Origin of the sequence: Streptomyces sp. NBC_00989, from assembly GCF_045162655.1 — a bacterium.
Lineage (GTDB): Bacteria > Actinomycetota > Actinomycetes > Streptomycetales > Streptomycetaceae > Streptomyces.
Genome location: NZ_CP108728.1, coordinates 6919365 through 6945157 on the forward strand (window position 1 = coordinate 6919365; position 25793 = coordinate 6945157).

At 68.6% G+C, this 25793-nt stretch carries 20 protein-coding genes and 1 other RNA gene; 12 read left to right on the plus strand and 9 right to left on the minus strand.

Features of this window, described 5'->3' with window-relative positions; translation table 11 throughout:
• Window positions 1-32 precede the first annotated feature (32 nt).
• The 4 genes from ftsX to ssrA all read left to right on the plus strand — a co-directional run bounded on the left by ftsX (window position 33) and on the right by ssrA (window position 3333).
• Window positions 33-950, plus strand: a complete 918-nt coding sequence (gene ftsX, locus OG714_RS30775; RefSeq protein ID WP_406125836.1) for a permease-like cell division protein FtsX — start codon at window positions 33-35, stop codon at window positions 948-950.
• 67 nt (window positions 951-1017) lie between these two features.
• Window positions 1018-2202, plus strand: coding sequence for a S41 family peptidase (locus OG714_RS30780; protein ID WP_406125839.1), 1185 nt, complete (start codon window positions 1018-1020; stop codon window positions 2200-2202).
• Between the two features lie 81 nt (window positions 2203-2283).
• Entirely contained in the window at window positions 2284-2832 is a 549-nt protein-coding gene (gene smpB, locus OG714_RS30785) for an SsrA-binding protein SmpB (protein ID WP_406132021.1), read from the plus strand.
• A 113-nt stretch (window positions 2833-2945) separates the two neighbouring features.
• Window positions 2946-3333: a transfer-messenger RNA gene (ssrA, locus tag OG714_RS30790) on the plus strand.
• 70 nt (window positions 3334-3403) lie between these two features.
• Here ssrA and OG714_RS30795 read toward each other — a convergent pair.
• The 7 genes from OG714_RS30795 to OG714_RS30825 all read right to left on the minus strand — a co-directional run bounded on the left by OG714_RS30795 (window position 3404) and on the right by OG714_RS30825 (window position 14153).
• Entirely contained in the window at window positions 3404-6328 is a 2925-nt protein-coding gene (locus tag OG714_RS30795; protein WP_406125841.1) for a glycoside hydrolase family 3 C-terminal domain-containing protein, read from the minus strand.
• Window positions 6329-6382: 54 nt separating this feature from the next.
• Window positions 6383-7393 (minus strand): LacI family DNA-binding transcriptional regulator, encoded by a 1011-nt coding sequence (locus tag OG714_RS30800; protein ID WP_406125843.1) that lies wholly within the window; start codon window positions 7391-7393, stop codon window positions 6383-6385.
• Entirely contained in the window at window positions 7393-9633 is a 2241-nt protein-coding gene (gene yicI, locus OG714_RS30805) for an alpha-xylosidase (protein ID WP_406125845.1), read from the minus strand. Before yicI ends, OG714_RS30800 begins: the two co-directional genes overlap by 1 nt.
• A gap of 15 nt (window positions 9634-9648) precedes the next feature.
• Window positions 9649-10473 (minus strand): carbohydrate ABC transporter permease, encoded by an 825-nt coding sequence (locus OG714_RS30810; protein WP_406125847.1) that lies wholly within the window; start codon window positions 10471-10473, stop codon window positions 9649-9651.
• Window positions 10470-11438 carry a carbohydrate ABC transporter permease gene (locus OG714_RS30815; protein ID WP_406125849.1) on the minus strand — a complete coding sequence of 323 codons (969 nt, stop codon included), beginning with the start codon at window positions 11436-11438 and terminating at the stop codon, window positions 10470-10472. Before OG714_RS30815 ends, OG714_RS30810 begins: the two co-directional genes overlap by 4 nt.
• The gene (locus OG714_RS30820; protein ID WP_406125851.1) at window positions 11435-12727 is read right to left on the minus strand and encodes an ABC transporter substrate-binding protein; all 1293 of its coding nucleotides are present in this window, start codon (window positions 12725-12727) and stop codon (window positions 11435-11437) included. Before OG714_RS30820 ends, OG714_RS30815 begins: the two co-directional genes overlap by 4 nt.
• A gap of 214 nt (window positions 12728-12941) precedes the next feature.
• Window positions 12942-14153, minus strand: coding sequence for an MFS transporter (locus tag OG714_RS30825; RefSeq protein ID WP_406125852.1), 1212 nt, complete (start codon window positions 14151-14153; stop codon window positions 12942-12944).
• 83 nt (window positions 14154-14236) lie between these two features.
• Between OG714_RS30825 and OG714_RS30830 the strand changes: the two genes are divergently transcribed.
• The 5 genes from OG714_RS30830 (at window position 14237) to OG714_RS30850 (ending at window position 20689) form a co-directional block, all read left to right on the plus strand.
• On the plus strand, window positions 14237-15238 hold the full coding sequence (locus OG714_RS30830; RefSeq protein WP_406125854.1) for a LysR family transcriptional regulator: 1002 nt from the start codon (window positions 14237-14239) through the stop codon (window positions 15236-15238).
• A gap of 390 nt (window positions 15239-15628) precedes the next feature.
• Window positions 15629-16525, plus strand: a complete 897-nt coding sequence (locus OG714_RS30835; RefSeq protein ID WP_406125856.1) for a hypothetical protein — start codon at window positions 15629-15631, stop codon at window positions 16523-16525.
• Between the two features lie 164 nt (window positions 16526-16689).
• Window positions 16690-18828 carry a glycosyltransferase gene (locus OG714_RS30840; protein ID WP_406125858.1) on the plus strand — a complete coding sequence of 713 codons (2139 nt, stop codon included), beginning with the start codon at window positions 16690-16692 and terminating at the stop codon, window positions 18826-18828.
• Entirely contained in the window at window positions 18825-20138 is a 1314-nt protein-coding gene (locus OG714_RS30845; protein WP_406125860.1) for an acyltransferase, read from the plus strand. Before OG714_RS30840 ends, OG714_RS30845 begins: the two co-directional genes overlap by 4 nt.
• A gap of 296 nt (window positions 20139-20434) precedes the next feature.
• Complete coding sequence (locus tag OG714_RS30850; protein ID WP_406125861.1) at window positions 20435-20689, plus strand: hypothetical protein; 255 nt, start codon at window positions 20435-20437, stop codon at window positions 20687-20689.
• Between the two features lie 5 nt (window positions 20690-20694).
• Here OG714_RS30850 and OG714_RS30855 read toward each other — a convergent pair whose 3' ends face one another.
• Window positions 20695-21552 (minus strand): alpha/beta fold hydrolase, encoded by an 858-nt coding sequence (locus tag OG714_RS30855; protein WP_406125863.1) that lies wholly within the window; start codon window positions 21550-21552, stop codon window positions 20695-20697.
• Between the two features lie 100 nt (window positions 21553-21652).
• On the opposite strand from OG714_RS30855, the gene OG714_RS30860 reads away from it, so the two are divergent.
• From OG714_RS30860 to OG714_RS30870, 3 genes are all read left to right on the plus strand, one after another.
• Complete coding sequence (locus OG714_RS30860) at window positions 21653-22063, plus strand: winged helix-turn-helix transcriptional regulator (RefSeq protein ID WP_406125865.1); 411 nt, start codon at window positions 21653-21655, stop codon at window positions 22061-22063.
• 343 nt (window positions 22064-22406) lie between these two features.
• Window positions 22407-23792: a nitrate/nitrite transporter gene (locus OG714_RS30865; RefSeq protein WP_406125867.1), complete on the plus strand. Its 1386-nt coding sequence runs from the start codon at window positions 22407-22409 to the stop codon at window positions 23790-23792.
• A gap of 143 nt (window positions 23793-23935) precedes the next feature.
• Entirely contained in the window at window positions 23936-25096 is a 1161-nt protein-coding gene (locus tag OG714_RS30870; protein ID WP_406125869.1) for a uroporphyrinogen-III synthase, read from the plus strand.
• 156 nt (window positions 25097-25252) lie between these two features.
• On the opposite strand, the gene OG714_RS30875 is transcribed toward OG714_RS30870, so the two are convergent.
• A complete protein-coding gene (locus tag OG714_RS30875; RefSeq protein ID WP_406125871.1) occupies window positions 25253-25783 on the minus strand; it encodes a DUF1772 domain-containing protein in 531 nt (176 codons plus the stop codon).
• Window positions 25784-25793 lie beyond the last annotated feature (10 nt).

Consider the following 25793-nt stretch of genomic DNA (forward strand, 5'->3'; position numbering starts at 1 on the left):
GTCCGTCCACGGAAAGGCCTGAAGAAGCCGCCATGCGCGCCCAGTTCGTACTGTCCGAGATCGGTGTCGGTCTCCGCCGCAACCTGACGATGACCTTCGCGGTCGTCGTCTCCGTAGCCCTGTCCCTGGCCCTCTTCGGAGGCTCGCTCCTGATGAGCGACCAGGTGACCACGATGAAGGGCTACTGGTACGACAAGGTCAACGTCTCGATCTTCCTCTGCAACAAGAGCGACGCCGAGTCGGACCCCAACTGCGCCAAGGGCGCGGTGACCGACGACCAGAAGAAGTCGATCGTCTCCGACCTCGACAAGATGTCGGTCGTCCAGAAGGTCGTGTTCGAGTCCCAGGACGAGGCGTACAAGCACTACAAGGAGCAGTTCGGCGACTCCCCCCTGGCCAGTTCCCTCACACCGGACCAGATGCAGGAGTCGTACCGCATCAAGCTCAAGGACCCGGAGAAGTACCAGGTCATCGCGACCGCCTTCGACGGCCGTGGCGGCGTCCAGTCGGTGCAGGACCAGAAGGGCATCCTGGACAACCTCTTCGGCCTCCTGAACGGCATGAACTGGGCCGCACGCGCGGTCATGGCCCTGATGCTGGTCGTCGCCCTGATGCTGATCGTCAACACCGTGCGCGTCTCGGCGTTCAGCCGCCGCCGCGAGACCGGCATCATGCGCCTGGTCGGCGCCTCCGGCTTCTACATCCAGGCCCCGTTCATCATGGAGGCCGCGGTCGCCGGCCTGATCGGCGGCACGGTCGCCTGCGGATTCCTGGTCGTCGCCCGGTACTTCATCATCGACCACGGCCTGGACCTGTCCCACAAGCTCAACCTGATCAACTTCATCGGCTGGGACGCCGTCCTCACGAAGCTCCCGCTGATCCTCGCAACGAGCCTCCTGATGCCCGCGCTTGCGGCGTTCTTCGCGCTGCGCAAGTACCTGAAGGTGTGACACATGCCAAGAGGGCCGTACGGGCAACCGCCCGTGCGGTCCTTCGCGTTGTCCTAGACTCACCGCCATGTCAGGCCGTGACCTGTTCTGTCAGCCCCGCCGCGTCCGCCGCGGGGCCGCCCTGACATTGGTGTTCGCGAGTGTGCTGGTGGCCGGTGCGGCGGCAGGGGCGTTCGACGAACCCGACCGGTCCGACCGGAAATCGGCGTCCGGTACGGCCCGTTCGGCGCCCGTCGCCCGGACCGAAGAGGTCGCGAAGGCCGCCGCCGAGGCCAAGGCCGACGGCAAGTCGCCCATGGAGGCCGCCGAGCGTGCCGTCAGCCGCAGCGGGGACCGGTGGGGTGCCGTGTACTCCCAAGGGGAGTACGAGGAGTTCGAGGAGGCCCTCGACGGCCAGTACACCGGCGTCGGGCTCTGGGCCCGCCGGGAGCGGGACGGCCGGATCGAGGTGACCAAGGTGCAGTCCGGGTCGCCCGCCGCCACCGCCGGGGTCCGCAAGGGCGACCGCCTGCGCAGCGTGGACGGCGAGAACGTCGACGGACAGCCCGTCACCGAGGTCGTCTCCTTACTGCGGGGCGACGCCCAGGACGCCGCCGCCGGCACCACCGTCACCCTCGGCCTGGAACGCGGCACGCACGCGTGGAGCGAGACCGTACGGCGCGCCCGCCTCTCCACCGACTCCGTGACCGTTCGCAAGCTCGCCGGTGAGGTCACCGTCATCAAGATCGCCGCGTTCACCAAGGGCGTCGGCGACCTCGTCCGCACCGCCGTACGGCAGGCCCCCGCCGACTCCGCGTTCATCCTCGACCTGCGCGGCAACTCCGGCGGACTGGTCACCGAGGCCGTCACCACCGCCTCCGCCTTCCTCGACGGCGGCCTCGTCGCGACGTACGACGTCGACGGTCAACAGCGCGCCCTGCACGCGGCCGCCGGCGGAGACACCATCAGACCCCTGGTCGCGTTGGTCGACGGCGGCACGATGAGCGCGGCCGAGATGCTCACCGGCGCCCTCCAGGACCGCGGCCGCGCGGTCGTCGTGGGCTCCAGGACCTTCGGCAAGGGCTCGGTCCAGATGCCGAGCAAGCTCCCCGACGGCGTCGTCGCCGAACTGACCGTCGGCCACTACCGCACCCCCTCCGGCCACACCGTCGACGGCCGGGGCATCACCCCCGACCTCGACGTCACCGCACAGGGACAGGCCGCCGTGGAGCGGGCCGAGACGGTATTGAGCGGGCTCGGGGACGCGTCGTAGGCGTTTCTGACGCCCGTCTGTAATCGCCTTTCCCTCGGACCCCCCTGTAGTGCGAAAATGGGCAGCACTATGAGCAAGGGAATGTACGTACCCAAGGAGTCCCAGCCCAAGCAGGGCGGTGGGGCCGCCGCAGGCAAGGCCCGGGACGGCGAGAAGGGCGGCAAGCGCAAGATCGTCGCCCAGAACAAGAAGGCCCGGCACGACTACGCGATCATCGACACCTACGAGGCCGGGATCGTCCTCTCCGGCACCGAGGTCAAGTCGCTGCGCGAGGGCCGGACCTCGCTGACCGACGGCTTCGTCCAGATCGACGGGGGCGAGGCGTGGCTGCACAACGCCCACATCCCCGAGTACCACCAGGGCACCTGGACCAACCACTCGGTGCGCCGCAAGCGCAAGCTGCTGCTGCACCGCGAGGAGATCGACAAGCTGGAGTCCAAGACCCAGGAGACGGGCCACACGATCGTGCCCCTCGCCCTGTACTTCAGCAACGGCCGGGCCAAGGCCGAGATCGCCCTCGCCCGAGGCAAGAAGGAGTACGACAAGCGGCAGACCCTGCGCGAGAAGCAGGACCGCCGGGAGTCGGACCGCGCGATCGCGTCGGCGAAGCGGAAGCAGCGCGGCGAGTAGGCCACGGGTCGCCGGGAATACGGTGGCATCTGCGCGCGTTGGTCACGTACGATGGCTACTGCACCCCACAGCGGGTGCGAAACCCTCTTCGGAGGGGCTTGAAAAAACAACATGGGGATGATCGGTTTCGACAGCGGATGTCGAAGCAGGTGAAGCGTGTCGAGGAAGCGGCAATGATCTCGTTAACCATATGTCGCAACCAATAATCGCCAATTCCAAGAGCGATTCCCAGTCCTTCGCCCTCGCTGCCTAATAACAGCGACTGAAGGACCCTAAAAGGGTGTCAGCCCGGGAGTGTTCCCGACCCGGACCCTGGCATAATCTAGGGAACTAAACCATCGAGCCCGGTCACGGGGTTCGATGGGAAATCAAACAGTGGCTGGGCCCGTCGGCGACTTGTTCGCGTGATCACCGGGGCCGAGAAAATCACAGCGAACTGCACACGGAGAAGCCCTGATTCTGCACCGGTGGACGCGGGTTCGATTCCCGCCATCTCCACTCATCCCATGTGGGTAAAGCCCCCGCTGCTTCGGCAGCGGGGGCTTTTTCCTTTCCGTTCGGTTGATTCAGCTCAGTGAAGCGAGAACGTCGACAGCCGCAGGCCGTCGCTCAGGACCAGATACACGTCCGCACGGCCCTTCGTCGCGCCGCTCGACAGGTGGGCGGTCACCGTCTCGTAGTCGTACGACGACGCCGTTCCGCCCGCGTGCGCCGTACCGACGAGTCTCCCGGTCGGAGAGCCCAGCCGGACTTCGACGTGGCCGGCGCCCGTACCCGCCACCCGGGCCGTGAACTTCGTTGACCCTGCGCCCAGTTGCGCGTCCGCGAACTTCAGCCACGCGCCGTCCGCAGCCGCGCCCACCGCCGTACCGCTCGCCTTGGATTCGTCCACGAGGTGAATTGCGGAGTAGTCGTCGAAGTTCTCGGCACGGGTCGTTCGTGAGAGGTTCCGGGGTGGGATGGTCTCGCCGTGGACGCGCCAGGTCGTGCGGGCGCGGATGTCCGTGGACGATGCTCCTGCCATGACGTCGTACGTGCCGCTTTCCACCGCCCATTTCGAGCGGGTGACGTCCCAGTGGGCGAGGTCTTTCCGCTGGAGTTTCAGGCGGACTGTTCTTGTCTCGCCCGGTTTCAACGAGATCCGTTGGAATGCCTTCAGTTGCTTCAGGGGTTCTTTGTCGCGGGATGTGCGCTGGTGGGTGTAGAGCTGTACGACCTCGTCGCCCGTCCGCGTGCCCGTGTTCGTCACCGGGAGCTCGTAGCCGCCGGTGACGGGCTTCAGCTTGCCGTAGCGGAAGGTCGTGTAGGAGAGGCCGTAGCCGAAGGGGTAGAGCGGGGTGCCCTGGAAGTACTCGTACGTGCGGTCGGACTTGATGATGTCGTAGTCGAGGATCGAGGGGAGGTCAGACTCCGACCGGTACCAGGTCTGGGTGAGGCGGCCGGACGGGTTGACGTCGCCGTAGAGGACGTCGGCGAGGGCGTTGCCCGTTTCCTGGCCCGCGTGGGAGGTCCAGAGGAGGGCCGGGACTTCCTTCTGCAACGCACCCAGCGTGGTGGGGTAGCTGTTCTCGACCACCACCACCGTCTTCGGGTTGGCCGCGTGGACCGCCTTGACCAGGGCCTCCTGGGCCGGGGCCAGGGCCATGTCCGTGCGGTCGTGGGCCTCGCGGCCGTTGATGGACGGCATGGAGCCGATGACCACGACCGCCGCGTCCTTGCCCTTCACCGCCGCCACCGCGTCGGCGACTCCGCTGCGGACCACGTCCTTCGCGTAGTGCGCGGCCTGGTCCCTGGTGACCAGGCCCAGGGTGCCGTTCGTGTCGGTCGGGCCGAGGTAGAGGGGGCTCGACCACCAGGACTCCGCCGTCTCGTAGCCCGCGTACTTCAGCAAGTACGTGCCGTCGTCCTGCTGTTCCAGCTTGAACTGCTGCTGGACGTACCAACCGTTGGGCTGTGTCTGGTCGTTGACGAAGTTCGACCAGTTGTAGCCGACGTATTTGCCGTTGGCGGCCGAGCGCAGGGTGACGATGCCCGAGCCCCAGTCGAAGGCGTCGAACTGGGCTGCTGTTGTGGGGGTGTTGGTGGCCTCCTGCAAGGGTGCGCCGGTGTCGCCGGTGCCTGCCGTGACGTACTTGCCGGTTGCCGTGTCGCGCAGGGCGATGCGGTCCACGCCCTCGCTGGTGGCCACTCCGGTGCCTAGCTTCGCGGCGATGCCCTTCGCGGGCGTGACGGCGTAGGGGAGCGTGCCCGAGTACCAGTCGGTGTAGAGGGTGTCGGCGAGGGGCCCGACCACGGCCACGTCCTTCGCTGAACCCGAACCCGAACTCCTCAGTGGCAGCACCCCGTTGTTCTTCAGCAGCACCGTTCCCTCGGCCGCCGCCCTGCGCGCCAACTGCTGATGCGCCGGGCTGTTGATGACGGACGCGTCGATCGAGCCGTACTTGCCGCCGCCCGGGTCGAACTCGCCGAGTCGGACGCGGACGGAGAGGATGTGGGAGACGGCCGTGTCGATGTCCGAGACCTTCAACAGGCCTTGCTGGAGCGCCGAGTTGATGGCCGTCGTCGTCGGGGCGGGGTCGGCGTTGTTGTCCGTGAAGCTGTCGATGCCGGCCTTGAGTGCGGCCGCGTCGCCCTCGGTGATGCTGGGGTAGTACTGCTGCGGGGTGACGAGGTTGCCGGGGGCGAAGGCGTCGGTGACGTTCAGCAGGGACTGGTCGGTCCACTTCCGTACGACGTCGTCCAGGTCCGGATCGACCGTGCTGGGGCGGCCGTTGACCAGGTTGTACGACGTCATCACGCCCGTGGCCGCGTCCGCCTCGATCGCCGGTCTGAACGCGGCCTCGTCGTACTCCTTCGCCACCTGTGGGCGCAGGTCGGAGGAGGTGGTCGCGCGGTCGGCCTCGTTGTTGTAGGCGAGGTAGTGCTTGAGGGTGGGGGCCGTCTTGAGGTGGTTCGGGTCGCCGCCGGTCAGGCCTTCGCCGTAGGCCGTCGAGAGGGCGCCGGTGAGTTCCGGGTCCTCGCTGTAGCCCTCCTCGTTGCGGCCCCAGCGCGGGTCGCGGAGGAGGTTCACCACCGGGGCCCAGAGGTTCAACCCCCAGCCGTCCGGGCGTTGTTGCTGGAAGCCGCGGGCCTCGTCGCCCACCGCCGAGCCGACCTGCTCCATCAGCGCCGGGTCCCAGGTCGAGGCGAGCCCGATGGCCTGCGGGAAGACGGTGGCCTTGCCGAGCCAGGCGACGCCGTGCAGGGCCTCGGTGCCGGTGCGGAAGGACTGGATCCCGAGGCGGGGGATCGCGGGCTCGTACTGGTGGAGGAGGGAGATCTTCTCGTCGAGGGTCAGACGGGCCAGGAGGTCGTCAACGCGCTTGCTCGCAGGGAGAGTCGGGTCGCGGAAGGGGTACGGGGTGTCGGCCGTCGCCGGGACCGTCGCTCCCAGGCCGGCGATCAGGGCGAAGGCGACGACGAGCGTGGTTCTGTGTCTTCTTCTCTTGCCTTTCATGTCACGGCTCCTCAAGTAGGGCCTTGCATGCGGGCATTACGGAAATCGGAGACCTCAGGGCGCGTTGCGCGGTGCCGTGCTCGCGCGTTCCGTCAGTCGGGGGGACAGGAGCGTCGCGTCGGGCACGGTCTTGCCGCCCAGTTTCTGCATCAGCAACTCGACTGCCCTGGCGCCGAGTTCGGCGGTGGGCAGGGCTACCGACGTGACCGGTACCCGTACGGACCCGGCGAGTTCGTCGGGGCAGATCGCGGTGATCGACAGATCGCCGGGGACGCGCAGGCCGAGGTGTTCGAACGCGTCGATGAGGGGTTCCAGGAGGGGTTCGTTGTGGACGACGACTCCGGTCAACGCGGGTTGCTCACGCAGCAGTTGCTCCGCCACGGCCGCCGCCGCGGCGGGTCCTGCCTCGCACGGGTGGACGGAGGAGGCGATCCGGTTGCGGTCGGCGGCGGCCGTGAAACCCTGAACCACCCGCTGGGCGAAGGCGGTTCCGCGGACGTACACCTCGGGCGGTGACCCGACGAGGGCGACGACCCGGTGCCCGAGCCCCGCGAGCCGTTCCACGCACAGCTCGCCGGCCGCCTTGAAGTCGAGGTCGATACAGGTCAGCCCATCCGCCTCGGCCGGGAAGCCGATCAGCACGGACGGCCGGTCCAGGGAACGGAGCAACGGCAGCCGGGGGTCGTCGAGTTGGACGTCCATCACGATCATCGCGTCGACGAGCGCCGAGTCCGCGACCCGCCGCAGTCCCTCCTCGCCCTCCTCCTGGGTGAGCAGCAGGACGTCGTGGTCGTGGCGGCGGGCGGTGGTCACCACGGAGACCGCGAACTGCATGACGACCGGGACGTGGATGCCGGTCCGTAAGGGGATCACCAGCGCCAGCACGTTGGACCGGCTGCTGGCCAGGGCGCGGGCGCCGGCGTGCGGCCGGTAGCCCAGCTCGCGGATGGACGCCTCGACGCGCTGCCGGGTCTCCTCGGAGATCGGCCGCTTGCCGCTCAGCGCGTACGACACGGTGCTGGGGGAGACCCCGGCGTGCCGGGCCACGTCCGTGATCTTCACCATCAGCCCAGCTCCAGGGTCAGGAACCCGCTGCCCGACTTCGACCGCGCCCCTGCGGCCAGCGCCCACGACACGGACGGATCACTGCACGACGCCCGGAGCGTGTCCCCTTCCCGTACGACGGTGAAGGTCACCTCGCCGACCGGCACCGTCACCTGGGTGCCCCGTCCCAGGTCGTACGCCCGCAGGGTGACCCCGTCCGCGTAGTCGTAGTCGGGCCGGTCGGTCACCGCGCCGACCGGGATCACCGCGCCGGGGCGGACCAGCAGGGGCACGCTGTCGAAGCCGTGCTGCTCGCGCACCCAGCGCGGTCCGGTGACCGTACGGCCGGTGAGGTAGTGGGTCCAGGTGCCCTCGGGGACGTAGTACGAGACGTCTCCCTCGTCGGTGAAGACCGGAGCGACCAGGAGGTCCGGGCCGAGCATGTACTGCCGTTCCAGGTGCGCGCATCCGGGGTCGTCCGGGAATTCGAGGACCATCGCGCGCATCATCGGCACGCCTTCGGCGGAGGCGGTGCGCGCGGTCTCGTAGAGGTACGGCATGAGGCTCAGCTTCAGACGGGTGAACTGCCGTAGTACGTCCACGGATTCCTCGTCGAAGAGCCACGGGACGCGGTACGACGAGCTGCCGTGCAGGCGGCTGTGGGAGGACAACAGGCCGAAGGCCAGCCAGCGTTTGAAGAGGGCGGGGGTCGGGGTGCCCTCGAAGCCGCCGATGTCGTGGCTCCAGTAGCCGAAGCCGGACAGGCCGAGCGAGAGCCCGCCGCGCAGCGACTCGGCCATCGACTCGTACGTCGCCTCGCAGTCGCCGCCCCAGTGAACGGGGTACTTCTGGCTGCCTGTTGTGGCCGAGCGCGCGAAGACGACCGCCTCGCCCTCGCCGCGGTGCTTGCGCAGGACGTCGAAGACGGTGCGGTTGTAGAGGTAGGTGTAGTAGTTGTGCATCCGCTCGGGGTCGCCGCCGTCCGCGTAGGCGACGTCCACGGGGACCCGCTCGCCGAAGTCGGTCTTGAAGCAGTCGACGCCCTGAGCGAGGAGCGCCTCCAGCTTTCCGGCGTACCAGTCGCGGGCGGCCGGGCTGGTGAAGTCGACCAGGGCCATGCCCGGTTGCCACAGGTCCCATTGCCACACGCTGCCGTCCGGCCTGCGGAGCAGATGACCGAGTGCCTTGCCCTCGGCGAAGAGCGGGGAGCGCTGCGCGATGTACGGGTTGATCCAGACGCAGATGTGGAGGCCTTTGGCCTTGAGCCGGGTGAGCATGCCCTCCGGGTCGGGGAAGACCCTCGGGTCCCACTGGAAGTCGCACCAGTTGAACTCGCGCATCCAGAAACAGTCGAAGTGGAAGACGGAGAGCGGGAGTTCGCGCTCCCGCATGCCCTCGATGAACGACGTCACCGTCTCCTCGTCGTACGAGGTGGTGAAGGACGTCGACAGCCACAGGCCGAACGACCAGGCCGGCGGGAGGGCCGGGCGGCCGGTGAGGGCGGAGTACTTGCGGAGGATGTCCTTGGGGGTCGGGCCGTAGATGACGTAGTACGTCAACTGCTGGCTCTCCACGCTGAATTGGACTCGGGAGACCGCCTCCGAGCCGACCTCGAAGGAGACCCGGCCGGGGTGGTCGACGAAGACGCCGTAGCCCGCGTCGGTCAGGTAGAAGGGGATGTTCTTGTAGGCCTGTTCGGTGGCGGTGCCGCCGTCGGCGTTCCACATGTCGACGACCTGGCCGTTCTTGACGAGCGGGCCGAAGCGTTCGCCAAGTCCGTAGACGGAGGTGCCCACTTGGAGCCCGAGCTGTTCGCGCAGGTAGTGGGCGCCGGTCGCGTCGCGCATGATGCCCATGCCCTTGGGGCCGCTGCTCGTGAGGGTGCGGCCGTGGGCGAGGAAGTCGACGTGCCAGGGGCCGGTGCGGGCGACCTGGACGGAGAGCGCGCCGGAGGTGAGGGTCGCGTGCTCGTCGTCGTAGGAGGTGTGGACCGCGAACTCCTCCTTCTGGACGTCGAATTGGGGGCCGCGCGGCTGTTCGCCCTCGAAGTGGGTGAAGGTGACGCCGATGATGTCGGGCATCGGGGCGTGGGCGCTGATCGTCACGACCGGTCCCTTCAGCAGGTCGCCGCGGTGGCGGATCGGCATGGTCGGGGCGTGGATCTCCAACGCGCCGTCCGGGGCGGTGACATCGAGGACCTCGACCGGGTGGGCGGCGGTGACGCCCTCGCGCATCAGCCAGTAGCCGTCGGTGAACTTCATGTGGGGGTCCCCTTACTACTTGACGGCGCCCACGGCGATGCCGCGCGTGAGGGTCCGCTGGAAGACGAGGAAGAAGACGATGGCGGGCAACACACCGAGCAGGGCAGCCGCGTTGGTCATCGTGGCGTCCATCAGTCGCTGGCCCTGGAGGACCCCGAGGGCCACCGACACGGTCTGGTTGTCGTTGGAGATCAGCATGACCAGGGGGAGCAGGAACTCGTTCCAGGTCCAGATGAAGAAGAAGACCAGCAGGACGCCGATGGTGGGGCGGCTGACCGGGACCACGATCCGCCACAGCACCTGCCACTTGTTGGCGCCGTCGATGCGCGCCGCTTCGAGGATCTCGCGGGGGAACTGGCCGAGCACGGAGGAGAGGAGATACGTGCCGAACGCCGCCTGGATCACCGTGAAGACGATGATGACGCTCAACCTCGTGTCGTACAGGCCGACTTGCTTGCTCAGGTAGTAGATCGGATAGACCAGCGCCTCCTGCGGCAGCATGTTGGCGAGGACGAAGAAGGCCAGGACCCACGTGCGGCCCTTGATACGGCCGATGCCGATCGCGTACGCGTTGAGGACGGAGAGGGCGGCCGCGAGGAGGGCCACCGAGCCGCTGATCAGGGCCGAGTTGAAGAGCTTCTGGCCGTAGTCGACGCGCTGCCAGAAGTCCTTGAGGCCGTCCAGGTACACGCCCTGGGGGAGGCTCAGGGGGCCGTGTTCCGAGTACTCGGCCGGTGACTTCACGGCGTTGACCACGACGATCAGGAACGGCACGACCATGAAGAGGGCCGCGATGCACAGGGCGATCAGTACCGGGTAGCGGCGCAGGGCGGTCGTCATGCCCGGTCACCTTCCTCCGCGCGGGTCTGGAGTTTCAGGAAGGCGAGGGAGAGCACCAGGATGATCACCGTCAACACCGTTGATATCGCGGCTCCGTAGCCGACCTGGGTCTTCTCGAAGAACGTGGTGAAGGAGAAGTAGGAGGGCACGTCGGTCGCGCCGCCCGGGCCGCCCTTCGTGAGCACGTACACCGCGCCGAACACCTTGAGCGCGGCGATCGTGCACCAGGTGAGGACGACATAGATCTCCGGGCGGATCTGCGGCAGCGTGATGTGCCAGAACCGGCGCCACCAGCCGGCGCCGTCCAGCTCGGCGGCCTCGTACAGCTGGGGGTCCACGCGTTGCAGCCCGGCCATGAACACCACGAGCGGGAAGCCGAGTTGGACCCAGACCATGACGCCCATGACGCTGTAGAGCGCGATGTCCGGGTCGCCCAGCCAGTCCTGCTGCCAGGAGCCCAGCCCGACCGCTTTCAGCAGGGCGTTGAGGGAGCCGTTGTCGGGGGCGAGGATCCAGCTCCAGACGATGCCGGCGACCGCGATCGGGAGCACCTGGGGGAGGTAGAAGCAGGCGCGGAGGACGGCGGCCATGCGGGTGCCGAAGTGTTTGGCTATGTAGTCGAACAGGGCGGCGGCCAGGACGAGTCCGACGATCGTGGGTACGGCTGCCATCGCCACGACCATGAACAGGCTGTGGCGGAAGGACGCCCAGAACTCCGCATCGTCCAGCAGGTCACGGTAGTTGGCGAGGCCGGTCCACTTGGGGTCGCCCACGCCCTGCCAACTCGTGAAGCTGACGGCCGTGTTCATCAGGAAGGGGACGACGATCACGGCGAGGGCGGCGAGAGCGCCGGGGAGGAGGAAGAGGGCGTACGAGTTGCGGGGGTGGAGGCTACGAGGGTTGCGCGGGCCGGGGTGTCGGCTCTTGCGGGTGGCCCGCGCGCCCTTCTCGACGGTGACCGTCATGTCGACGGGACGCCCTTGTCGTACGCCTTCTGAAGGTTGCTGAGATAGGCGTCCGGTTTCTCGCTGTTCGTGATCAGCTTCTGGGTCTCGGAGACGAGGACGTCGTAGAAGCCGGGGACCGGCCAGTCCGGGTAGAAGGCGAGGCCGTCGCGGGCGGAGACGGTGTTGAAGTTGGCGATGAGTTCCTTGGACTTGGGGTCGGTGATCGCGGAGGTGTCGGCCGCGACCGGGATGCCGCCCTTGTTGCCCATCAGGTTCTGGATCTTCTTCGACAGGGTGATGTCGATGAAGTCGTAGGCGAGTTGCTTGTTCTTGGCGCCCTTGGGGACGACCCAGATGTTGCCGCCGGAGCCGAGGGTGAGGTTCGAGCCGGGCCAGAGACTCGTGTCCCAGTCGAACTTGGCCTCCGTCTGGAAGCGGCCGTACCACCAGCTGCCGGAGAAGAGGATCGGCGCCTTGCCCTGGATCCAGGAGACACCGGCGTCCTCGGCCTTCGTGCCGCTGGAGGTCTTGGCGATGTAGCCCTTCTTCACCCAGTCGGCGAAGGTGGTCGCGGCGTAGGTCCAGGCCGGGTCGTGGAAGTCCGTCTTGCCCTTGTACAGCTCGTACTTGTCGACCCAGGCGCGGTCGGCCTTCGAGAGGGCCAGTTGGTAGAGGTACTGCTGGGCCACGTACTCGGCGCCGGCGTTGGCGAGCGGGGTGATGCCCTTCGCCTTGAACTCGCCCAGTGCGGTGGTCAGTTCGTCGAACGTCGTCGGTTCGGCGATCTTGTACTTCTTGAAGAGGGCCTTGTTGTAGTAGACCATCGTGTACTCGCCGTAGTCCGTGACGCCGTACCACTTGCCGGAGCCCATCACTCCGTTGGTGTCGTAGACGTCCGTCGTGCCCACGCTGGCGGGGATCTTCTTGTCCCAGCCGCGTGTCTTCGCTTCGGCGGTCAGGTCGGTGAACAGGCCTTGTTTCGAGAGCAGGCCTGCCGTCGCGTTGCCCTTGTTGTACTCCATGATGTCCGGGGCGTCGGATGAGTTGAGGACCATGGGCGCTGTCTTCTGGATCTGCTCGAAGCCCTTCTCCTCGAACTTCACCTTGACGCCCGGGTGTTGGGCTTCGAACTCCTTGATGGCCGCGTTCCAGGCCACGCCCATCGCGCTGTCCGGGCCCTCGTAGTGCCAGAGCTTCAGGGTTTTGCCGTCCGAGGAGTTGCTGTCGGAGCCGCCGCATGAGGTGAGGAGCAGGGATCCGGTGAGGATCAGTGCGGCTGTCGTTGCTCGCCGTTGTGTCGTCAGCATCCAGTGCCTCCAGGAGAGTCGGAGGGGGTCGAATCGATTCGACGGGAGGTGTCGAAGCGCTTCGATGGAGGAAGGTATGTAGGGGGTGCTGGTGCGTCAATGGGTTAGGCGGAGATTGGCGCAAGCGATTCGATGGGTTGAGTGTCGGGTGCGGGTGGGTGGGGGCTGGTCGCGCCCACGCGGCGGAGCCGCACATCGATACAGCCCCGCGCCCCTAGAGAGCTGCCCCTTGAGGTGTTTCTCTGCTCAGGGCGCCTATCAGCAGCGCTGCTGCCGCTGCCGCTATCGGTACTGCGAAGCCCCCCGTTGGGGATGCGTGGTCTGCTGTCCAGCCGCCTGCCGCCGAGCCGCAGGCGATGCCCATCAGCAGGCCCGTCACCGCCAGGCTCATGCCCTCGTTCAACCTGCCCTCGGGAGTGCGGTGTTGGAGCAAGGTCATCGCGGTGATCATCGTGGGGGCCGTTGCCATGCCTGCCAGGAGCAAGGCGATTGCCAGTGCTGGGAGGGAGTTGAGCGTGTGGGCCGCCAGTAGTGGCAAGGGCATCAGGGTCGTCATCGCCAACAGGCACCAGCGCAGGCGGTGTTCTGGTGGGCCCGTCGGTTTCGACGTGCCGTGGAGCAGGCCCGCCGCGCAGGAGCCGGCCGCCTGGAGGGCCAGCACCGCGCCGCCCGCCGCGCGGTGGCCCGCCGTGTCCGCGTAGGCGAGTGTCGCGACCTCCATCGCGCCGAACACCGCACCGGTTGCGATGAAACCGGCGATCAGGGGTGGGATGCCGGGGGTACGGAGAGGTGAACTGCCCTTTGGGGCTGGGCCTGGTGGTGGTTCCGTGGCGCGCTGGGCCGTGAAGATCAGAATTCCGGTCATCAGCAGCACGGCCCCCACCAGCGTGCCCGCCTCCGGGAAGAACGTGCCGCAGAGGAAGGCCGCCAGTGCCGGGCCCAGCATGAAGCAGAGTTCGTCGGCAGCCTGCTCGAAGGAGTTCGCCGTGTGCAGGGCCTCGGGGTCGTCGGCGAGGAGGTGGGCCCAGCGGGCGCGGGACATGCCGCCGGTGTTGGGGGTCGTCGCGGTGGCCGCGTAGGCGGCGAACAGGGTCCAGTCGGGGGCGTCGTAGTGGACGCAGAGGAGGATGGAGAGGGAGCCCAGTGCTGCAACTGCCGTTGCTGGTACGGCCATTCGGGACTGGCCGTGTCTGTCGATGAGTCGGGCGATCCAGGGGGCGGTCACCGCGGTCGCCGCCAACCCCGTTGCCGTCACCGCGCCGGCCAGGGCGTACGAACCCCGTGAACCGGCGATCATCACGACCGCGCTCACGCTGAACATGCCGGCGGGGAGGCGGGCGATGAGGTTCCCGGCGGTGAAGGCTCGGGTGCCGGGGATGGTGAACAGGCGGCGGTAGGTGCGGTGTTGGGGCGTGCGACGTGGCATACGGCAAGCGTCGCCCGGAGTGGATCACGGGGTCCAACACCTGGTCAGGGGTGATTCACGCACTCTCGTTGTAGGTTCGCCGGATGTCATGGACGCCCCGGACGACGCCCCGGATATCGACCCACCTGGACCCCCGGCTCCTGCGTGCCTTCGTCGCCGTAGCCGAAGAACTGCACTTCACCCGCGCCGCCGCCCGCCTGTACGTCGCCCAGCAGGCGCTCAGTCGTGATGTGCGGCGGCTGGAGCGGGAGTTGGGGGCGGAGTTGTTCGTGCGGACTACCCGGCAGGTGACGCTGACGGCGGACGGTGAGCGGCTGGTGCCGTATGCGCGGCGGGTGCTCGGGGCGCAGGAGGAGTTGCTTGCCGCGTTTCGGGAGGCCCGGCCTCGGCCTCTGCTCGTCGATCTGAACTCTCCGGGGTTGGGCACCGGGCGCCGCGTGCTGCTCCGGGCCCGTGAACTCGCCCCGGAGCAGGAGCTGATGGCCCGCTATGAGAGTGGACTGGCGGGCGCTGCGCGGGAGTTGCTGGCGGGGCGGCTCGATGTGTCGTTCGGGCGGTTCGCCGGGCTGGATCCCGGGGTGCGGGCCGGGCTCGATCATCAACTCGTGCGGTACGAGCCGATGGCGGTCCTGTTGCCCGAGGGGCATCGGCTTGTGTCCCTCGACGAGGTGCCGGTGGACGCCCTCGCGGGGGAGGCCGTGTACGCCGGGGACGGCAATCCGCGTACCTCCGAGTGGACGGATCTCGCGCGTCGTCTGTTCGCGGGGCGTGACATCGAGGTTGCCGCGCCCGCGCCCATGGCCGTAGGCGAAGAGGAGTTCGAAAGGGTCATGGCGAGGACCCGGACGCCGATTCTCGCCGTGGTGGATTTTCCGGCCACGCCCCGGACGGTGTTGCGGCCACTGGTGGACCCGGTGCCGTTGTCCGCCGTGTCGCTCGTGTGGCGAAAGGGGCTGGTGCACCCCGGATTCGATGCGCTTCGACGTGCTGCGGTGGAGATCGGCACCGCCGACGGATGGCTGCGTCGGCCGGTGAACGGATGGATTCCAGCCATCGACGTGGACATGCTAAAAAGGAGGAAATGACGCATCCCGCCACATGAGACGCCCCCCGTGCGCTACCTTCAGGGCCTGAGCACGGTGTGGTAAGGGGGGCGCGAGGACCGGGTGGGGGCCCGGTTCGGCGGCGTGTGCTCAGGGTCGTTTGCGCACCCGGAACAGTCCTGTGGGGGGATGTGCGTGCGCATGGAAAAGTGGCGAGAAGACGCCCAACCAGAATGGCCCCAAGCTGCATCCGCGACCAGAGAAGTACCGGTCATAGGCGGAGAGGCCGAGGCGGCGTTCTCGGACACCGAAGCGACCGGAGCAGCCGGAGAGAACAGAGGACCAGAGATCCTGGAGGGCGGCAGGCATGCCGCCAAGGTCGGTCGAAATATCGGCACGGACGGTCGGCACGGCGGCACGGATGGCCGGCATGTGGGCAAGGACAGCCGTCGTACGACCAAGGACGGTCGCCGTATACGGACCGGGTGGCCCGAGCCGCCCGCCGGCAAGGATGTGTCCGCCGTCGGCGCGGGAATCCTCGCCGATCCCTGGGGCGCGTCGCCGGAGACGGGGACCGGGGCCGGAGCGGGAGCGGCCGATCCCGACGAGGTGACCGTCCAGCTCGACGGGCCCGCCCAGCACGCGGAGGCCGGAGGCAAGAGCGGCACCGGCGCCGGTGGCGACGGGTCCGACCGGCCCGTCTTCGTCGACGAGTCCGGCCGTCGTAGCCGTAGGTACCGCAGGATCGGTATGGCCATCGGCATCGCGTGCGCGGTCTACGCCGTCGTCATCGTCATCACGCTGCTGTCCGGCAGTTCGGACGCGCCGTGGCTGCCGGTGCCGGGGCAGAAGGACGACGCGCCCGCGAGCAAGGTCGACACCTCGCCGTCGGCCGCCGAGTCGGGCCAGCCGTCCGCCGGCAGCGGCAGTGTGGCGCCGGGGAACATTCCGACGGCGAGCGACGGTACGACGCCGTCGCCGGGCGCCAGTGCGAGCGGCGCGACCGGCGCGTCCGCGTCGCCCGGCAGCAAGGCGAGCGCGTCCGCGTCGCCCGGGGCGTCGGCGAGCAAGAGCGCCTCGGCGCCGACGGGCGGCGGCGCGAGCAACCCGGTCGTACAGCCCTCGCGGTCGTCGGCCGCGCCGTCGACCGACCCGACCCCGTCCACCAGCGTGAGCGCGCCGGTCGACCCGACACCGACCCCGAGCGCGACGACGGGCACCGGCACGGTGGCCGACGCCCCGAGCACCCCGTCGCCCGTGGCGCAGGGGCCGGCCGCTCCGTCGGACCCGGCGCCGGCCCCGTCCAAGACCCCGGAGCACATTCTCTGATGGCATCGCACAACCGCCGCCCCAAGGCCACGAAGCCGGCCCCGGGCGGCCGTCACGGAGCAACTCCGGTCACAGCAGGTGGAGTTGGGAACAGTGCTCGGAACGGAGCTCGGCCCGGCGCCGCACCTCGCGCGGCACGTGATCCCCGGCGCCGCCGGCTGTCCATGCGGTTCCTGCTGCCGATGCTGCTCCTCGTCGCGCTGCTCGCGATGCTGATGCTGCGCGGCTATGTGCACAGCGAGATCCTCGCCGACCACCGCATCCGCCCCGAGGCGGCGACCAACAAGGTGCCGGACAAGATCCTCGACGGCGGCCCGGTCATCGACACCCGCAGCGGCCGTACGACCAGCCTGGACGTACCGGACCGCGACATCGTCCTGACCTTCGACGACGGCCCCGACCCGACCTGGACGCCCAAGGTCCTGGACGTGCTCAAGAAGCACCACGCGCACGCCGTCTTCTTCGTCACCGGCACGATGACCTCGCGCTACCCGGAGCTGGTCAAACGCATCGTGGACGAGGGCAACGAGGTCGGCGTGCACACCTTCAGCCACCCCGACCTGTCCTTCCAGTCGAAGAAGCGCATCGACTGGGAGCTGTCCCAGACGCAGTTGGCGATCACCGGCGCGGCGGGCATCCGGACGTCGCTGTTCCGGCCGCCGTACTCGTCGTCCGCCGACGCGATGGACAACCTGTCCTGGCCGGTGACCGAGTACATCGGCACCCGCGGCTACATCACCGTCGTCAACAACACGGACAGCGAGGACTGGCAGAAGCCCGGCGTCGCGAAGATCATCAGCAACGCGACCCCGCGCGGCGGCAAGGGCGCGATCGTCCTGATGCACGACTCGGGCGGCGACCGCCACGAGACCGTGCAGGCGCTGGACAAGTTTCTGCCGGAGATGCAGGCCAAGGGCTACAGGTTCGACAACCTCACCCAGGCACTCGGCGCGCGCAGCGCGCTCACCCCGGTGACCGGCGTCAACCTGTGGAAGGGCAAGGCGTGGATCTTCCTGGTCCAGGCCTCGGACAGGATCATGGACGTCCTGGTGGTGGGCCTGGCGATCACCGGCTCCCTCGTCATCGCCCGCTTCGCGCTGATGCTCCTGCTCTCCGTCATCCACGCCCGCCGGGTGCGCCGCAAGGACTTCGCCTGGGGCCCACCGGTGACGGAACCGGTGACGGTCCTCGTCCCGGCGTACAACGAGGCCAAGTGCATTGAGAACACGGTCCGTTCACTCATGGCGAGCGAGCATCCCGTCGAGGTGATCGTCGTCGACGACGGCTCGGCCGACGGTACGGCGAGAATCGTGGAGGCGATGTTCCTGCCGAACGTCCGGGTCGTACGCCAGGTCAACGCGGGCAAACCGGCCGCCCTCAACCGCGGCCTGGCGAACGCCAGTCACGACCTCATCGTCATGATGGACGGCGACACGGTCTTCGAACCCGCCACCGTACGGGAGTTGGTCCAGCCCTTCGGCGACCCGCGCGTGGGCGCGGTGGCGGGCAACGCGAAGGTCGGCAACCGGGACTCCCTCATCGGCGCCTGGCAGCACATCGAGTACGTGATGGGCTTCAACCTCGACCGCCGTATGTACGACGTCCTCCGCTGCATGCCGACGATCCCGGGCGCCGTGGGGGCCTTCAGGAGAAGCGCGCTGGAGCGGGTCGGCGGCATGAGCGACGACACGCTCGCCGAGGACACCGACATCACGATGGCGATGCACCGGGACGGCTGGCGCGTCGTCTACGCCGAGAAGGCCCGCGCCTGGACCGAGGCACCGGAGACGGTCCAGCAACTCTGGTCCCAGCGCTACCGCTGGTCCTACGGCACGATGCAGGCGATCTGGAAGCACCGGGGCGCGCTGCTGGACCGGGGCCCGTCCGGCCGCTTCGGACGCGTCGGCCTCCCGCTGGTGGCCCTGTTCATGGTGATCGCCCCGATCCTGGCCCCGCTGATCGACGTGTTCCTGCTCTACGGCCTGGTGTTCGGCCCGACGGAGAAGACGTTCCTGGCCTGGCTGGGCGTCCTGGCGATCCAGGCGTTCTGCGCGGCCTACGCCTTCCGCCTCGACCGCGAACGCATGACCCACCTCGTCTCCCTGCCCCTGCAACAGATCCTCTACCGCCAACTCATGTACGTCGTGCTGCTCCAGTCCTGGATCACCGCGCTCACCGGAGGCCGCCTGCGCTGGCAGAAGCTGCGGCGGACGGGGGTCGTGGGGACGCCGGGGGGCGCGGTGCCGAGTGCGCGCAGCGGTGCCGGTAGCGGCAGTGGGAGCGATCGGAGGACTGTGGCATGACGCACGGATACACGACCGGGGCGGGTACGAGTCCGGAGCGGGGGCCGGGGCTGGGGGCGGATCCCGAGTCGACGCCGGCGTACGGGATTCCGCAACAGCGCGGTCAGGAAACGGTAGTCGAGCCTGCGGCTGACGCCGCGCCCGCGCCGAAGAAGGGCGGCGGCCGGGACCGCTACCTCGACCTCCTCCGCTCGATCGCCCTCGTCCGGGTGGTCGTCTACCACCTCTTCGGCTGGGCGTGGCTGTCGGTCCTGTTCCCTTCCATGGGCGTGATGTTCGCGCTGGCGGGTTCGCTGATGGCCCGCTCGTTGAACCGTCCCGCGCTGGGTGTGATCAGGGGTCGGCTCCGGCGACTGCTGCCCCCGCTGTGGGCGTTCGGCGCGGTGGTGCTGGTGATGATGTTCGGGATGGGCTGGAACCCGATCAAGGACCCTGACCTGGGCGGCACTTGGTGGGGCGCGGCGAAGATCTTCGACTACATCGTGCCGTTCGGCGCGCCGCCGTATCCCGAGCATCTGGGTTCGGAATCGGGCCTGTTGGAGAGCACGTGGGCGGACCAGGCGGCGGGCCCGTTGTGGTACTTGCGGGCGTATCTGTGGTTCGTGATCGCGTCGCCGTTGCTGCTGTGGGCGTTCCGCAGGGTCCCGTGGGCGACGCTGCTGGCTCCCTTGGCGCTGACGGCGGTCGTGGGCACGGGCCTGGTGACCATCCCCGGCGAGACGGGCAACGCGGTCTCCGACTTCGCGGTGTACGGGGGCTGTTGGGTCCTGGGCTTCGCGCATCACGAGGGCGTACTGAAGAAGGTCCCGCGCTACCTCGCGGTGTCGGGCGCGACCGTGATCATGGGCTTCGGGCTGTGGTGGGCGTCGGGTCATCTGGGCCCGGACGGCTGGGACTTGAACGACATCCCGTTGGCACAGGCGACCTGGTCCTTCGGCATCGTGGTGATCCTGCTCCAATACGCCCCGTCCTGGCAGCAGTTGCCGGGCAGGCTGGCGAAGTGGGACAAGCTGGTGACCCTGTCCAACAACCGCGCCGTCACGATCTATCTGTGGCACAACCTCCTCATCATGGCCACGGTCCCGATCATCGACCAGCTGTACAACCTGCCGTTCATGGAGAGCGACGGGGCGACCGCCTTCCTCGACAAGGCGGACACGTTCCTGATGTTCGTGCTGATCTGGCCGCTCATCGCGGTGGCGATCCTCGCGTTCGGGTGGATCGAGGACATTGCCGCCAAGCGGAGTCCGAGGCTGTGGCCCAACGGGGTTGTGCGGGGCCGGAGTCGGCGGAAGGGGGCGTCTTCTTAGACCGTGCGCGGTGACGGCCGTGTCCTGGAAGCCGTACTTGTGCGGCATCGCCGCTCCGGACCCGATGCCTCCGGCGCGGGCCCGCACCCCCCGTGCGTCAAGTTCGGTGCGGACGCGTGGTTTCACGGATGACTCGGGGCCGTACGGCTGGGACGCTGAGGGCAGGGGGCTCGGCCTCGACGAGGGCTACGGTGGTTCCGGCCTCCGATGGTCTCCACTCCGTACGGTCTGTCGGTTCAGGAAGGTGCGACTTGTCCACGCGAACGGGCTTTTCCCTTCAGGGGCGTCATAACCCGATGCAGTTCTTTCTCTATTTCACGGCCCTGACGGTCGAGGTCGACGGCGAGGCCCAGAAGGGTGCGTGGAGCAGCCGCTTCGTACCGCTGACTCCCGGCTCGCATCGGGTCGATGTCTCTTTCCGCTACCTGTTCAAGACCCGCTGCTGTGCGGCCGGCACGACCGTCGAACTCCGCGAGGGACAGGTGGTCGAACTGGAGTACCGGGCCCCGCAGCTCATGACATCTCCTGGTCGGCTCACGGCCGTCGGCTGATCCGGTCACTTCGTCGGATCGGCGGCGAGGAAGGGATCAAGGAGCGTCAACAATGTGTCGGGGCGGTCCAGGGGGATGATGTGGCCGCAGTCCTGGAGGTGATGTCCGACCAGGTCATCGGCGATGGGACGGAGTTGGCGTTCGAGCCCGGTGCCGACGGGGTGAGAGCCGACGGCCATGGTGGGCATGGTCAGCCGAGCCGTCGCGGCGGCGTCCTGAATCTGCCGCGCGCTGGTGGGCAGGGCCCGGTAGTAGGAGAACGCGCAGCGCAGGGCCTCGCTCCCGGTGTACGCGTGGACGAAGGCCGCGCGGATGTCGTCGGGTACTCCTCGCCCGAGCGTCCCCGAGTCGAGGAACCAATCGACGTACGGGGCCTCGTTGCCGGCCAGGACGGTCTCGGCGAGGCCGGGGACGGCGTGGAATCCGAACCACCACGGGGCACCACCCGCGATGACGTGCTCTGCTCCGGGCAGGCCGCCGAGCAGCGCCTCCATCAGGACCAGGCGCCGGACCAGGCCGGGTCTGCGCAGCGCGAGAAGGGCGGCGGGGGCGGCGCCCGCGTCGATGCCCACCACCGCTGCCGAGGGCTCGCCCAGTGCTTCGAGCAGCCCTTCGGCGTCGGCGGCGAGGGTGCCCGCGTCGTACCCCTCGATGGCACGTGCACTGGCACCGAGGCCCCGGAGGTCCGGGGCGATGACCCGGTACTGCCCGGCCAGTCGGCCCATGACGCCGCTCCAGAGCTGCCAGGTGTGCGGGAAGCCGTGCAGCAGGAGAACCGCAGGTCCGTCCCCGGCGATCGCGACGTTGAGCTGGACGCCGTTGGTCGCGATGCGGCGCAGGTGGTGTGCGGTGGTGACGGGCATGTGGCGTCCTCCGGCTGGTTACCATTGGTGACTACAGAACGATAGGTAACTGTCCGGCCGCTTCCTAGACGGCACTTTCAGGGAAGGTGGTGAGCCACAGGTGACCACCCGAGGAGCCCCGGCCGCCGGTCGCGGGGTACGTGGCGATCTGTTCGATCCCCTGTGCCCGACGCGGCAGTTGCTGGACCGCATCGGTACGAAGTGGACGTCCATGGCCGTCAAGACGCTCGCCGACGCCGCGCCGGACGAGGTGCGTTTCGCGGAGCTGAGACGCCGGATGCCCGGCGTCTCGCAGAAGATGCTGTCCGTGACGCTGCGCAGCCTGTCCCGCGACGGGCTGGTGTCGCGCCGGGTCGAACCGACCGTGCCGCCGCGGGTCTTCTACCGGCTCACCGGACTCGGACTGTCCCTGGAGACCGCGCTTGCGGGGCTGCGGACCTGGGCGGAGGAGCACATGACCGAGATCAACCGCGCCATCGAGGCGAATGATCAGGCGGTCGATGGGGGATAGGCAGTCCGGTGCCGCGTCGAGAACTCGATGCGGCGGTGACTGGTGGCCGCCGGCCGTGAAGCCCACGAAGCCACGCTTTGCGATCCCCGCCTTTTCGCTCCGTACGTCGAAGACCTCATCTGGGCGGAGAGCCTCCTACGAGTCCTGCTCGAACACCGAGGGACGGGCCGCTGCCTGACGTTCGCACCTCACCGCGCCCACCCCCCGCCCGTGAGAGCAACGTTCCCTTCCGGTCACCCACAGCCACAGCGCGGAAACGCGTCCTCCCTACCTTCGGGACTCAGCACCGCTCGTTGTCCCGTCGTAGGGGCAGCCCCGAGCCCCGGACCATCGTGGAGGCGTCATGACAGCCCCAGTCCCAGCGCCCGTCCCAACTCCCGCTCCCGGCAAGTGGATCGAGCACTGGGATCCGGAGGACGAGACGTTCTGGCGGGAGACCGGTGAGAAGGTCGCCCGGCGCAATCTCGTCTTCTCCGTGCTCTCCGAGCACATCGGCTTCTCGATATGGACCCTGTGGTCCGTGCTGGTGCTCTTCATGGGCCCGGAGTACGGGCTCACCCCGGCCGACAAGTTCCTGCTGACCTCGATGGTCACCCTCGTCGGCGCGGTCGTCCGGGTGCCGTACACCTTCGCGGTCGCCGTCTTCGGCGGGCGGAACTGGACGATCGTCTCCGCGAGCCTGCTCCTCGTCCCGACCATCGCCGCCTTCGTCGTGATGAAGCCGGGGACGTCGTTCGACACCTTCCTCTGGATCGGCCTGCTGGCCGGTATCGGCGGCGGCAACTTCGCATCCTCCATGACCAACATCAACGCCTTCTTCCCGTTGAGGAAGAAGGGGTGGGCGCTCGGGCTGAACGCCGGGGGCGGCAACATCGGCGTCCCCGTCATCCAGCTCGTCGCCCTCGCGATCATCGGCGCCAGTGGCGGACCGCGCGTGCTGCTCGGGATCTACATCCCGCTCATCCTCGTCGCCGCGGTCCTCGCCGCCCTCTTCATGGACAACCTCACCTCCGTGAAGAACGACACCGGCGCCGCCAAGGACGCCGCGCGGGACTGGCACACCTGGATCATGGCGTTCCTGTACATCGGCACGTTCGGGTCGTTCATCGGGTACGCGTTCGCGTTCGGGCAGGTGCTTCAGGTCCAGTTCGGCCGTACGCCGTTGCAGGCCGCGTATCTCACCTTCATCGGCCCGCTGCTCGGCTCGCTCATCCGTCCCGTCGGCGGCTGGCTCGCCGACCGGTACGGCGGCGCGAAGATCACCCTGTGGAACTTCGTCGCCATGGCCGCCGCGACCGCCATCCTGATCGTCGCCAGCATGCAGAAGTCGCTGCCGCTGTTCGTCACCGTGTTCATCGTGCTGTTCGTGCTCAGCGGGCTCGGCAACGGGTCGACGTACAAGATGATCCCCGGCATCTTCCAGACCAAGGCCCTCGCGAAGGGGCTTGAGGGGGACGAGGCCGCTGCCTACGGTCGGCGGCTCTCCGGGGCCTCCATGGGGCTCATCGGGGCCGTCGGCGCGCTCGGCGGGGTCGGCATCAACCTCGCCTTCCGCCAGTCGTTCCTGTCCTCCGGCTCCGGGACCGGCGCCTTCGTCGCCTTCCTCGTCTTCTACGGCCTCTGCTTCGGGGCGACTTGGGCCGTATACCTTCGTCGCCCGACCGCCCAGGCCCAGGCCAAAGCTTCCGCATCGGAGACGAAGCCGCAGCTCAGCTATGCCGAGGTGTGACGTAACACCGGCGACATAAAGCCGAACCGAGCCTGTCACGCACCGTTGACAGGCTCGATCGGCATGTAGGTCAGTAGGTATCGGCATGCGGGTATCGCACCACCGCATGTGCGACATGTACGACGACGTTCGGGACGAGAGCCATGCACGAGGAACAGCAGCTACCGGATCGCACGCAACACGGCCCCCTCTCCGGGTTCACCGTGGGCGTCACCGCCGCACGCCGCGCCGACGAGCTGGGGGCACTGCTCCAGCGGCGCGGCGCGGTGGTCGTGCACGCGCCCGCGCTGCGCATCGTGCCCCTCGCCGACGACAGCGAACTGCTCGCCGCGACCAAGGAGTTGATCGACCAGGCGCCGGACGTGGTGGTGGCCACGACGGCGATCGGGTTCCGGGGGTGGATCGAGGCCGCCGACGGGTGGGGGCTCGGGGAGGCGCTCCTCGACCGGCTCCGCGGGGTGGAACTGCTCGCGCGCGGGCCCAAGGTCAAAGGAGCGGTGCGCGCCGCCGGGCTGACCGAGGAGTGGTCGCCGTCGTCCGAGTCCATGGCGGAGGTGCTCGACCGGTTGCTGGAGGAGGGCGTCGAGGGGCGCCGGGTCGGCCTTCAACTGCACGGCGAACCGTTGCCCGGGTTCGTGGAGTCGCTGCGGGCCGGGGGAGCGGAGGTCGTCGTCGTCCCCGTGTACCGGTGGATGCCGCCCGAGGACATCGCCCCGCTGGACCGGCTCCTGGACGCCACGGTCTCGCGCGGCGTGGACGCGCTGACGTTCACCAGCGCACCGGCCGCCGCGTCGCTCCTCTCCCGCGCCGAGACCCGGGGTCTGCTGCCCGAGCTCCTCGCGGCCCTGCACCACGACGTCCTCCCGGCCTGCGTCGGCCCCGTCACCGCGCTCCCGCTCCAGAACCACGGCATCGGCACGGTCCAGCCCGAGCGCTTCCGGCTCGGCCCCCTAGTCCAGCTCCTCTGCCAGGAACTCCCCGGCCGCGCCCGCACGTTGCCCATCGCGGGGCACCGGGTGGAGATCCGCGGCCACGCGGTCCTCGTCGACGGCGCGCTACGGCCCGTGCCGCCGGCCGGTATGTCCTTGCTCAGGGCCCTGTCCCGCCGCCCCGGCTGGGTCGTGGCCCGCGCGGAACTCCTCCGCGCCCTCCCCGGCGCCGGCCGCGACGAGCACGCCGTGGAAACGGCAATGGCCCGCCTCCGCACGGCACTTGGTTCTCCGAAGCTGATCCAGACGGTGGTGAAGCGGGGGTACCGGCTGGCGTTGGACCCGGCGGCCGACACGAAGTACTCCGTGGGCTGAGCGGGAGCTGGTCAGTGCGGGGTGTTGCTGCCGACACCCCTGGGGGCTGCGCCCCCAGACCCCCATCGGCCCTGAAGGGGCCTCGTCCTCAAACGCCGGACGGGCTGAATTTTGCGGGCCTGCGCCGAGAGGGAAGCCGGTGCTGAAAGGCTCCGCTCAAACGCCGGACGGGCTGGATTGTGCCGCCCTGCGCCGAGAGGGAAGCCGGTGCTGAAAGGCTCCGTACAACACCAGCCCCCGCACCAGACACCCCACCGCCACCGTCGACGACACCGCCCGCACCACGTTCCACCCCACCCACGCCCTCTCGAAGTGATCCCGTGCCGCAGCCGCATCGCCGGTGTCCGCCAGGCCGTCGTTCAGGGGGATGTTGAAGGCAACCGTCACCAGGAACGCCAGCGCGTACGCCCCCAACCCCGCCCAGACCCACCCCCGGTACGGCCGCCCGCGTGCCTGCCACGCAGATACTCCCGTCAGCACCAACGCCCCCATGAAGCTGAGGAAGAACACCGGGTTCTGGATGACGTCGTTGATGTTCCGCATCACCTCCACGAACACCCGGTCGTCGCTGCGTGCCAGCGCCGGCATGATCGCGCAGGCGAAGATGTAGAAGACCCCGGCGATCAACCCCATCGCGACGGTGGCCGCACCCAGTACCCAACCCGTGCCAGTCCTGTTCTCTGTCATGCCCTCCAGT